This window comes from Xanthomonas sp. SI, from assembly GCF_014236855.1.
In the GTDB taxonomy this organism is placed as follows: domain Bacteria; phylum Pseudomonadota; class Gammaproteobacteria; order Xanthomonadales; family Xanthomonadaceae; genus Xanthomonas_A.
In genome coordinates, this window is record NZ_CP051261.1 from 1,420,799 (window position 1) to 1,431,608 (window position 10,810).

At 68.8% G+C, this 10,810-nt stretch carries 8 protein-coding genes and 1 pseudogene; 6 read left to right on the plus strand and 3 right to left on the minus strand.

Features of this window, described 5'->3' with window-relative positions; all coding sequences use genetic code 11:
- Window positions 1–40: 40 nt before the first annotated feature.
- Entirely contained in the window at window positions 41–742 is a 702-nt protein-coding gene (gene tsaB / locus HEP75_RS05985) for a tRNA (adenosine(37)-N6)-threonylcarbamoyltransferase complex dimerization subunit type 1 TsaB (RefSeq protein WP_185825789.1), read from the plus strand.
- The gene (locus HEP75_RS05990; RefSeq protein WP_185825790.1) at window positions 739–1,656 is read left to right on the plus strand and encodes an ADP-ribosylglycohydrolase family protein; all 918 of its coding nucleotides are present in this window, start codon (window positions 739–741) and stop codon (window positions 1,654–1,656) included. The genes tsaB and HEP75_RS05990 overlap by 4 nt, the downstream gene beginning before the upstream one ends.
- 63 nt (window positions 1,657–1,719) lie before the next feature.
- On the opposite strand, the pseudogene HEP75_RS05995 reads toward HEP75_RS05990, so the two are convergent.
- The 3 genes and pseudogenes from HEP75_RS05995 to gshB form a co-directional block, all read right to left on the minus strand.
- Window positions 1,720–4,708: pseudogene (locus HEP75_RS05995) on the minus strand (TonB-dependent receptor).
- Window positions 4,709–5,239: 531 nt separating this feature from the next.
- Window positions 5,240–6,121 carry an energy transducer TonB gene (locus HEP75_RS06000; RefSeq protein WP_185825791.1) on the minus strand — a complete coding sequence of 294 codons (882 nt, stop codon included), beginning with the start codon at window positions 6,119–6,121 and terminating at the stop codon, window positions 5,240–5,242.
- Window positions 6,118–7,068: a glutathione synthase gene (gshB, locus tag HEP75_RS06005; RefSeq protein WP_185815602.1), complete on the minus strand. Its 951-nt coding sequence runs from the start codon at window positions 7,066–7,068 to the stop codon at window positions 6,118–6,120. Before gshB ends, HEP75_RS06000 begins: the two co-directional genes overlap by 4 nt.
- A 243-nt stretch (window positions 7,069–7,311) precedes the next feature.
- Here gshB and pilG point away from each other — a divergent pair, with 243 nt between their 5' ends.
- From pilG to HEP75_RS06025, 4 genes are read left to right on the plus strand one after another with little or no spacing between them, the layout of a single operon-like run.
- Window positions 7,312–7,713: a twitching motility response regulator PilG gene (pilG, locus tag HEP75_RS06010; RefSeq protein ID WP_003472648.1), complete on the plus strand. Its 402-nt coding sequence runs from the start codon at window positions 7,312–7,314 to the stop codon at window positions 7,711–7,713.
- 17 nt (window positions 7,714–7,730) lie between these two features.
- The gene (locus HEP75_RS06015; RefSeq protein ID WP_179566488.1) at window positions 7,731–8,093 is read left to right on the plus strand and encodes a response regulator; all 363 of its coding nucleotides are present in this window, start codon (window positions 7,731–7,733) and stop codon (window positions 8,091–8,093) included.
- A 1-nt stretch (window position 8,094) separates the two neighbouring features.
- Window positions 8,095–8,625: a chemotaxis protein CheW gene (locus HEP75_RS06020; RefSeq protein WP_185815603.1), complete on the plus strand. Its 531-nt coding sequence runs from the start codon at window positions 8,095–8,097 to the stop codon at window positions 8,623–8,625.
- A gap of 40 nt (window positions 8,626–8,665) precedes the next feature.
- On the plus strand, window positions 8,666–10,702 hold the full coding sequence (locus HEP75_RS06025; RefSeq protein WP_185815604.1) for a methyl-accepting chemotaxis protein: 2,037 nt from the start codon (window positions 8,666–8,668) through the stop codon (window positions 10,700–10,702).
- Window positions 10,703–10,810 lie beyond the last annotated feature (108 nt).

Genomic DNA, 10,810 nt, shown 5'->3' on the forward strand with positions numbered 1-10,810 from the left:
TTTCGAATCCCCAATCCCGAATCCCCAATCCCGGCCTCCAATGAAAATCCTCGCCTTCGAAACCGCCACAGAAGCCCTCTCCGTCGCCGTACATGTCGATGGCACGGTCCTGGAGCGCTTCGAACTCGCGCCGCGCCGGCATGCCGAACTGGCGCTGCCGTGGGCCGAGCAGTTGCTGGCCGAGGCCGGCATCGCCCGCAGCCAGCTCGATGCGATCGCCTTCGGCCGCGGCCCCGGCGCGTTCACCGGCGTGCGCCTGGCGATCGCGCTGGCGCAGGGCATCGCGCTGGCGCTGGACCTGCCAGTGTTGCCGGTGTCCACCTTGCATGCGCTGGCCTTGCGCGCGCCGGCCGACGCGCCGCAGGTGCTGGCCGCGATCGACGCGCGCATGGGCGAGATCTATGCGGCGGCGTTCGTGCGCGATGCCGATGGCCTGCGCGCGCTGACGCCCGAGCAGGTGCTGATCCCGGACGCGTTCGTGCTGCCGCAGACGGACGCGCCCTGGCACGGCGTCGGCACCGGTTTCGCCGCCATCGACGCGACGCTGCAGCGGCGCCTGCACGCGCAGTTGCGCAGCGTCGATGCGCAGGCCTTGCCGCATGCCGCCGACGTGCTGACCCTGGCGCTGGCCGCCCATGCGCGCGGCGAAGCGATCGCGCCGGAGCGCGCCGAGCCGGCCTATCTGCGCGACAACGTCGCGCTGACCCTGGCCGAACAGCAGGCGCAGCGGGCCGCACGATGAGCGCGGCCGAGAGCGAGCGCACGCGGTTTCGCGGCTGCCTGCTGGGCCTGGCGGTCGGCGATGCAGTGGGGACCACGCTGGAATTCAAGGCGCCCGGCAGCTTCGCGCCGATCGACGACATGGTGGGCGGTGGTCCGTTCGAGCTGCAGCCCGGGCAGTGGACCGACGACACCTCGATGGCGCTGTGCCTGGCGCACAGCCTGCTGTACCGCGAAGGCTTCGACGCCGCCGACCAGATGAACCGCTATTGCAACTGGTACCGCCATGGCTACCTGAGCAGTACCGGCGCGTGTTTCGACATCGGCAACACCGTGCGCCAAGCGCTGGAGCGTTACCTGGACGGCGGCCCGGCGTTCAGCGGCAGCGACGACCCGCGCGCGGCCGGCAACGGCTCGCTGATGCGGCTGGCGCCGGTGGCGATGTACTACGCGCATCGCCCCGCCGTGCTGGCCGACCGCGCGGCGGACAGTTCGCGCACCACCCACGCCGCCGCCGAGGCGCTGGATGCCTGCCGGCTGTTCGCGTTGCAGTTGCGCGCGGCCATGCTCGGCGGCGAGCGCGCGCAGGTGCTGCAGGCGCCGGATGTGGCGCTGGACACGCCGGCGCTGCGTGCGCTGGCCATGCGCGATCATGCCGCGGTGCCGGCAACGCAGATCCGCGGTACCGGCTACGTGGTCGATGCGCTGTCGGCGGCGCTGTGGTGTTTCGCAACGACCGATTGCTTCGCCGATGCGGTATTGCGCGCGGCCAACCTCGGCGACGACGCCGACACCACCGCGGCGATCTGCGGCCAGCTGGCCGGCGCCTTCTACGGCATCGACGGCATCCCCGCCGCCTGGCGCGCGCGCGTGCAGGACGCGGCGGAGATCGTGGCGCTGGCCGATCGCCTGCACCAGGCCAGCGTGGCGGGATGAACGCATGCGGGGAGGCCGGCGATGGCGCGCCGGCCTCCCCGCGTTGCGACCGCGCAGTCGCGGTCAGTAGTCGTAGCTGACGCTCAACCGCAGCGAGCGCGGTGCCTGGCGCAGCAGCGCCGCGCCGTACACCGGATCGCTGTTGCCCGGATCCGTTTCCGAATACGGATACTTCCACAGCGTGGCCTGACCGTTGAAGGCGTTGAACACGTCCAGGTTGAAGGCCAGCTTGTGGTCGGCGTAGGCCGGCCGCCACGACACCCCGAGATCGAGCTGCTTCAGCCACGGCAGGCGGCCCTGGCTGCCCGGGGGCGCCGCTTGGCCCTGGTAGTAGTGGTAGGCGATGCCGTAGCCGGACGGGTCGCTCTGGTCGGCCCCGTACGAACCCAGCGCACTGAACGGCGTGCCGGACACCAGCTTGAGATTGGCCGATACCAGCCATTCCGGAGTGAACTGGTAATAGCCGTAGAACTTGAACTGATGGGTGTGGTCGTTGCTCTGCGGGCCGTTGGTGTGTTCCATCAACTGCGCGTAGTCCCAGGCCTGGGTGGTGGACACCGCGGTCTGACCGATGCCCGACAGCAGCTGGCCTTCGGTGGTGCCGTAGCTGCGCGACCAGGTGTAGTCGAAGCGCCCGTACCAGCGCTGGTCGAACGGGTGTTCCAGCGACAGGTTGAGCCCGTAGTAGTTGCGCTTGAACTTGGGAAAGCCGAGTTCGGCATTGCTCAGCGGCACACTGACGTAGTTGCCCGAGGTATCCACCAGGGTGAAGGTGTTGGACTTGCCCGGATTGATCAGCCAGCAGCTGACCGGATTGCTGTCCAGGGTCACCGAATGCCCTTGCGCGGCCGCCGCGGCGAACACCGTGTCGCTGTCGCAGTAGTCGTCCACGCCGCTGCGCAACACGCGGTAGGTGCCCTTGGCGCCGTAGACCCAGCTGTCGCCCCAGGCCTTGGTGAAGCCGAGAATGAACTCGTCCTGGAACGAGGGCTTGATGCCCTGCGTGGCCACGGTCTTGGCATCGGGCAGGATGCCGTAGTTGTTGTTGGAGGAGACCGCGCCGGAGATCTGGGTCAGGTCGGTGGGGTAGCCGTTGCCGTCGATGCCGCCGTAGGTGTAGTAGGTCGAGGTCGCCAGGGTCGCGCCGGCGGCATTGAATGCCGGATTCAGCGGCAGCGCCAGGTAGTAGCGGCCGGCGTTGCCGTAGACCTTGAAGCGCGCGTCGCCGTCGACGTCCCAGCTGAAGCCCAGGCGCGGCGCCCACTGCCCGCTGGTCTGCTTGATGTAGGCGTCGCCGTCGCGGTTGTAGTTGGTGAACTGGTCCAGGCGCAGGCCGAGGCTGAGCAGCAAGCGATCGCTGACCTGCCAGTTGTCCTCGATGTATTGCGCGCGCTGCACCGCGCGCACCGAGGCCAGGGCGCTATAGACGTATTGGCGCACGTAGTAGCCGTCCTCGCCGTTGGCGTAGCCGCCGGTGGCCGGCACGCCGAGTCCGGTATTGATCGGTATGCCCGGATTGGACTGGCCGTAGATCCACTGGTAGCCATCGCCCGAGGCCACCGAGCCGCGGTTGAGCGCGCGCGTTCTGGTTGTCGATGCCGACGGTGATGCTGTGCTCGCCGATGACGTAGTTCAGGTCCAGCCGCAGGTTGTCGGTGCGGTTGCCGCGGTCGGGGTCGACCAGCAGCGCGGTGGTCTGGGCGTTGGTGATCGGGGTGCCGCCGGTGTAGGCCGGGTTCTGGAACGAGGCGTCGTCGACGTAGGTCAGCGCGCCGTTGTAGTTGGGGTTGCCGGTGTAGTCGTCGGTGCGCTGCTTGCCGTACTGGGCGCTGAAGGTTAGGCGGTCGGTGAGGTAGCCGGTGTACTTGGCGGTCCACAGGTCGCCGCCGGTCTTGGTGGTGTCGGCGCTGCCGCGGCGCGCGCCGATGTCATAACCGCTGTAGTCGTAGTAGCTGCCGCGGGTGATGTAGCGGCTGGAGGCGCCGGTGATTTCCAGCAACTGGTTGTCGCTGATGTTCCAGTCGAGCTTGGCGTACCAGCTCGGCCGGCGGTAGTGGTAATCGTAGTAGCCCGTGTTGGTCTCGCGCGTCCCGTAGAACCTGTCGCCGTCCTGGCGCTGCAACTCGTAGGAGCCGAAGAAGAACAGCTTGTCCTGGATCAGCGGGCCGCCCGCGTACAGGCTCTGCGTGCTGAGCGTGGAACTGCTCTTGCTGTCCGGCCGGTACAGGCTGCCGTCGCCGGGCGCGTAGACGTCCTGCTGCGAGGAGCGCAGGCCGTCCGGTTCCCAGGTGGCCTGGCCGCCGAAATGCCATTCGTTGCTGCCGCGCTTGCCGACCGCGTTGATCACGCCGCCGTCGGAACGCCCGTACTTGGCGCTGTAGCCGCCGGTGTAGACCTCCAACTGGTCGATGCTGCCGTAGGGCAGGGTCAGCCCGCCCAGTCCGCGCAGCGGGTCGGTGGTGTTGAAGCCGTTGATGTAATAGGCGTTCTCCGCGGCCGAGGAGCCGCCGAAGCTGAGCAGTTGCGCGCCGGTCGGACCGGTATAGGTGCCGCTGCCGCTGTTGCCGGCCACGCCGGGCGCCAGCTGCGCGATCGCCTCGGCCGAGCGTCCAAGCGGCAGCCGCTGCAACTGTTCGGCGTTGATCACCGTGCGCGAGTCGACGCTGCTGACGTCGATCGCGGCGGCGGCGCGGTCGGCGCTGACGGTGACCCCGGTCAGGCTGGTGACCGCGGCGAAGGAGACGTCGGTGACCGCGCCGACGGTCAGGCCCACGCCCTCGCGGCTGCCGAGCACGGCGTCGTCGGCGCCCTTGGCGACGACGCTGTAGGTGCCCAGCGGCAGCTGGCCGATGCTGTAGCGGCCGCGCGCATCGACCGCGACTTCGCGGCTGAGGCCGCTGTCGCTGCGCACCTGCACGCGTTGCGCGTTGGCCGGCGCCTGGCCGGCGACGGTGCCGGTGGTGGACTGGGCCATGGCGGCCGGCGCAGCGAGGGCGACGCTCAGCGCCAGCGCGAGCAGGGCGGGCCTGCGAAGGAGGGGGTGCTTTTTCATGGAGGAGGCGGCTCGGGTGGTGGGGGCGGAGATGCGTCGCGCCGGCTTCCGAGTCACTCGTCCTTGGCGATACGGTGTGCGCGGTAACGTTCCCCGCCACCATTAACCTTAATGTGACGCCTATTCAGAAATGCCGCGTCGTTATGTCAGTGGCACGAATGGTTATCTCGATCGTTGCCGTGGGCGCGCATGCGGCGCCACGTGAGGCAACTCCCTTCTCCCGTCGGGAGAAGGTGCCCCGTAGGGGCGGATGAGGGTATGGGCGAAGCCTCGAAATGTTCAGTGCCGCCAGGCGATCCATGGCGGCCGTACCCTCACCCCAACCCCTCTCTCCCACGGGGACTCCCTTCGGTCGCCGGTGGGAGAGGGGCTCGATTTGTTCCTTCTCCCGTCGGGAGAAGGTGCCCCGAAGGGGCGGATGAGGGTACGGGCGAAGCCTCGAAATGTTCGGCGCCCTCAGGCGATCCGTGGCGGCCGTACCCTCACCCCAACCCCTCTCCCGATGGGAGAGGGGCTTGTCGCTGCGCGCGCTCAGCGGTCGTCGCGCAGCGTGCCGCCGGGCAGGAACACCCAGGTGCGGGTCACCTGCAGGATGTCGATGTTGTCTTCGGTATGCGGCAGCGGCGGGAACGGTTGCGCCAGTTGCACCACCCGCATCGCCGCGGCGTCGAGCATCGGCACCCCGCTGGAGCGCAGGATGCGGCTGCTCTCGACGCTGCCGTCGCGGCGCACGCCGACGCTGATCACCACCTGGCCGCCCAGCCGCTGCCGGCGCGCCTCGTCGGGATAGTTGAGGTTGCCGACGCGTTCGGCGCGGTCCACCCAGGCGCGCAAATAATTGGCGTAGGCGTATTCGCGGGTGCTGGCGGAGACGAACTTGCGGTTCGGGCGCTTGGCGTACTGCTCCGACCGCAGGTGCACTTCGGCGGCCAGGCGCGCCATCTCCGCATCGCGCTGCTCGCGCTGCGCATCCACCGGCTGGGTCGGGGCGTCGGTGCGCGGCTGGGTCTGCGGAGCCGGCTGCGGCTGCTCGCCGCGCGCGCTGCTGACCACGCGCGGGGTCGGCTCCGGCGCCGCCGCCGCGGTCTGCGCGCGCAGCGCCTGCGGCGCCAGGCCGTCGTGCTGCTGCGGCACGATGCCGGGCTGGCTGTCGCGCGGGCGCTGCGCCTTGTCGTGGTCGCCGCCGCCCTGCTGGTTGGCCTGGGCCAGGAAATCGGCCTGCTTCGGCGTCAGCGGGGTGCTGGTCTGGCTGAAGATCACGTCCAGGGTCGGCACCAGCGGCGCGTCGTCGTCGATCGCGAAGCCCACCCCCAGGATCAGCAGGCCGTGCACGATCAGCGACAGCACCAGGGTGGCGCTGAGCCTGTCGCGCTCGCCGATGCGCGGCGCGGGCGTCGCGGCGGCCGCGCTCATCGCGCCGGGTAGGCCTCGATCGCGTCGAACAGCAGCCCGGCGATGTTCAGCCCGAACTGCGCGTCCAGTTCGCGCACGCAGGTCGGGCTGGTGACGTTGACCTCGGTCAGGAAATCGCCGATCACGTCCAGGCCGACGAAGCGCATGCCGCGCCGTTTCATCTCCGGGCCGACCTGGGCGGCGATCCAGCGGTCGCGCTCGCTCAGCGGGCGGCCTTCGCCGCGGCCGCCGGCGGCCAGGTTGCCGCGGAATTCGTCGCCCTGCGGGATCCGCGCCAGGCAGTAGTCCACCGGCACCCCATCCACCAGCAGGATGCGCTTGTCGCCGGCGCTGATGTCGGGAATGAAGCGCTGCGCCAGGGCCAGCGTGCGGCCGCCGTCGGTCAGCGTCTCCAGGATCACGTTGAGGTTGGGGTCGCCGGTGCCGCTGCGGAAGATCGAACGCCCGCCCATGCCGTCCAGCGGCTTCAGCACCGCCTGGCCGTGTTCGAGCACGAACGCCTTCAGCGCGGCCGCGTCGCGGCTGACCAGGGTCGGCGGGCAGCATTGCGGGAACAGCTGCGCAGCCAGCTTCTCGTTGAAGTCGCGCAGGCCCTGCGGGTCGTTGACCACCTGCGCGCCGGCGCGCTGGGCCACGCTCAGCACGTGGGTGTCGTACAGGAATTCCGAATCGAACGGCGGGTCCTTGCGCATCAGCACCACCTGCCCGGTACCGAACGCCAGCTCGGCGAACGCGCCCAGTTCGAACCAGCCGCTCTTGTCGTCGCGCACCTGCAGCGGCGCGGCCTGGGCCAGTGCGCGGCCTTCGCGCAGCGACAGCCCGCCGGGGCGCACGTAGTGCAAGCGGTGCCCGCGGCGCTGCGCTTCCAGCAACATCGCGAAGGTAGTGTCTTTGGCAATCTTGATGCTGGCGATGGGATCCATCACCACGATGACATCGAACGACATGGCGTTACCCGGGGGACTGAGCGGAGGATGGTAGCGGGTCGGCGGCGGGGGTGCGCAAGGGCTGCGGCACGGGGCCGTGCGGTGACCTGCGGCGGCAATCAAACTGTGACATAGTTAGCGCTGGAAAGTGACACAAAGCAGAGCCGTGGCGGCGGCCTTGACAGTCCGAGTGGGTCTTGGGATACATGTCGTTTCGCAGCGACGTCGGAACCGATGAAGCGTCGCGCGCCTGGGGGCAAGTAAATGAGTGAAAACACGACTGCGGGTGGGGAACTCGCAGGACTGAGGGTCATGGTGATCGATGACTCGAAGACGATCCGCCGTACTGCCGAAACGCTGTTGAAGCGCGAGGGATGCGAGGTGGTCACCGCCACCGACGGCTTCGAGGCCCTGGCCAAGATCGCCGATCAGCAACCGCAGATCATCTTCGTGGACATCATGATGCCGCGGCTGGACGGCTATCAGACCTGCGCGCTGATCAAGGGCAACCAGCTGTTCAAGGCGACGCCGGTGATCATGCTGTCCTCCAAGGACGGCCTGTTCGACAAGGCGCGCGGGCGCATCGTCGGTTCCGAGCAGTACCTCACCAAACCCTTCACACGCGAAGAACTGCTGGGCGCGATCCGTACATACGTCAACGCCTGACCAGGGGGAAAGGCACCATGGCTCGAATCTTGTTGATCGAGGACTCACCGACCGACCGGGCGGTGTTTACGCAGTGGCTGGAAAAAGCCGGGCACGAGGTGCTCGCCACCGACAACGCCGAGGACGGGCTGAAAATCGTCCGCGAGCAGGCGCCGAGCCTGGTGCTGATGGACGTGGTGCTGCCGGGGATGAGCGGCTTCCAGGCCACCCGCGCGCTGTCGCGCGACGAAGCCACCCGGCACATCCCGGTGCTGATCATCAGCACCAAGAGCATGGAGACCGACAAGGTCTGGGGCATGCGCCAGGGCGCCACCGACTACATCGTCAAGCCGCCGCGCGAAGACGAGCTGATCGCCCGCATCAACCAGCTGGTCGGCTGACGTGCGTTCGCCCTTCGACATCCTCGAGGCCTACGAGCAGCGCAGCCTGGCGCACGCGGTGCAGATGCCCGAGCGCGAATTCGACGAGGACATCTGGCGCGGGGTCGGCTTCCGCGTCGGCAACCGCCATCTGGTGTCCGACTTCCGCGAGGTGGTGGAAATCGTGCGCATGCCGCCGATCATCCCGGTGCCGGGCGCGCAGCCGTGGCTGCTGGGCGTGGGCAACCTGCGCGGCAACCTGTTTCCGGTAGTCGATTTGAAGCAGTTCATGGAAGGCCAGCGCACTTCGCTGCTGGAAGGCCAGCGCGTGCTGATCATGCGCCAGAGCGGCGGCGACGTGGCGCTGACCATCGACGAGCTGTTCGGCCAGCGCAGCTTCGCCGAATCGCAGGCGGTGGAACCCGGCGAGCTGGCGCAGGGCCGCTACGCGCACTTCGTCGACCGCGCGTTCCGCGGCGACACCCACGACTGGGGCGTGTTCTCGCTGTCGCTGCTGTCGCGTACACCCGAATTCCGTCAAGCCGCCGCCTGAGCGCGCGGCCTGCCTTCGCATCGAAGATCGAGGTCGAATCATGAGTACTGCACCGGACGCCCCCAAGGCCAGCAAGCTTGGCAGCATGGGGACGAGTTTCTGGCTGGGCCTGTTGGCGCTGTCGCTGATCGTGTTCGGCGCCAATACCGGCGTGGCCACCTGGCAGGGCAACCGCCTGGCCGGCGCCAGCACCGGCGCGGCCGACCTGCAGGTGCTGTCGCAGCAGCTGGCCAACCAGGGCCGCGATGCGGTCTCCGGCAACGCGGCCACCTACAAGCAATTCAAGCAGACCAAGGCGCGGGTGGAGAGCACCGTCGCCGCGCTCAACGCGCGCTATGCCAACGAGACCGGCATCGCCGGCCCGCTGGAGGAACTCAACCGCACCTGGACCCCGCTGGGCAAGAACGCGCAGCAGGTGGTGGACAGCGAGCCGGCGGTGCTGGCGCTGGCCGGCAACGCCGAGCGCTTCGTCGGCGGCGTGCCGCAGCTGCAGGCGCAGTTGAACGAGGTGGTGCGCGCGATGACCGTCGGTGGCGCGCCCGCCGCGCAGATCTACAACACCCTGCAACAGGTGGTGGTGGCCGGCACCATGGCCCGCCGCGTCACCGAGATGCGGGCGGGCGGCAGTGGCGCGGCCAGCGCCGGCGATGCGCTGGCGCGCGACTCGGTGGTGTTCGGGCAGATGCTCGAGGGCCTGCGCAACGGCAACGAGGAACTGGGCATCGCGCCGGTGCGCAACGCCGCCGCGCTGGCCGCGCTGGAGCAGTCGCAGGCGCAGTGGGCGGAAATGAAGAAGGACCTGGACGCGTTGCTGGCCAGTTCGCGCAGCCTGTTCGCCGCGCAGTCCTCGGCCGCGGCGTTGACCGCCGGCTCGGACAAGATGCTCGACGACAGCAAGAAGCTGTTCGACGCATTCTCCGCGTTCGGCTCCACCCGCGACACCCGCCTGTTCCCGAACTTCTGGTTGGGCGTGGTATCCGGCCTGCTGGCGCTGCTGTCGATCATCGGCTTCGTCTGGACCTCGGTGCGCAGCCGCACCCGCGACCAGGAAATCCGCTACCAGACCCAGGTCGAATACAACAGCCGCAACCAGCAGGCGATCATGCGCCTGCTCGACGAAATCAGTTCGCTCGGCGAAGGCGACCTGACCGTCAAGGCCTCGGTCACCGAGGACATGACCGGCGCCATCGCCGACGCGATCAACTACGCGGTCGACGAGCTGCGCCACCTGGTCACCACGATCAACGACACCTCGGCCAAGGTCGCCATCTCCACCGAGGAAACCCAGGCCACCGCGCTGCAGCTGGCCGAGGCCGCCGGCCACCAGGCCGAGCAGATCGGTTCGGCGTCCGAGCGCATCAACGAAATCGCCGCCAGCATCGAACAGGTCTCGCGCAACTCCAGCGAGTCGGCCGAAGTGGCGCAGCGTTCGGTGGTGATCGCCGCCGAGGGCGCCGGCGTGGTCCGCGAGACCATCCAGGGCATGGACCAGATCCGCGACCAGATCCAGGAAACCTCCAAGCGCATCAAGCGCCTGGGCGAATCGACCCAGGAAATCGGCTCGATCGTCGAACTGATCAACGACATTTCCGAGCAGACCAACATCCTGGCGCTCAACGCCGCGGTGCAGGCCGCCTCGGCAGGCGAGGCCGGTCGCGGCTTCGCGCTGGTCGCCGACGAAGTGCAGCGCCTGGCCGAACGCACCTCCGGCGCCACGCGCCGGATCGAAGGCCTGGTGCAGACGATTCAGGCCGATACCAACGAAGCGGTCAGCTCGATGGAGCAGACCACCTCCGAAGTGGTGTCCGGCGCGCGCCTGGCCGAAGACGCCGGCACCGCGCTGACCGAGATCGAGCGCGTCTCCAACGCGCTCAACAACCTGATCAAGAACATCTCCATCGCCGCGCACCAGCAGTCCGCCGCGGCGACCGACATCACCCAGACGATGGACGTGATCCGCCGCATCACCGGACAGACCTCGCAAGGTGCCGGCCAGACCGCCGAATCGATCGGACGGCTGGCGCAGCTGGCGGCGGATCTGCGGCGCTCGGTCGCCGACTTCAAGCTGCCGGCGTGAGCGGATCGGAACAGGGTGGAAGGAAAGCGCACATGACGTACCGTGAACACTCCCTGCTCACCGCCGCCGCGCTGGCGACGCGCGGCGCGTGGCCGTCCGCGGGAGCGC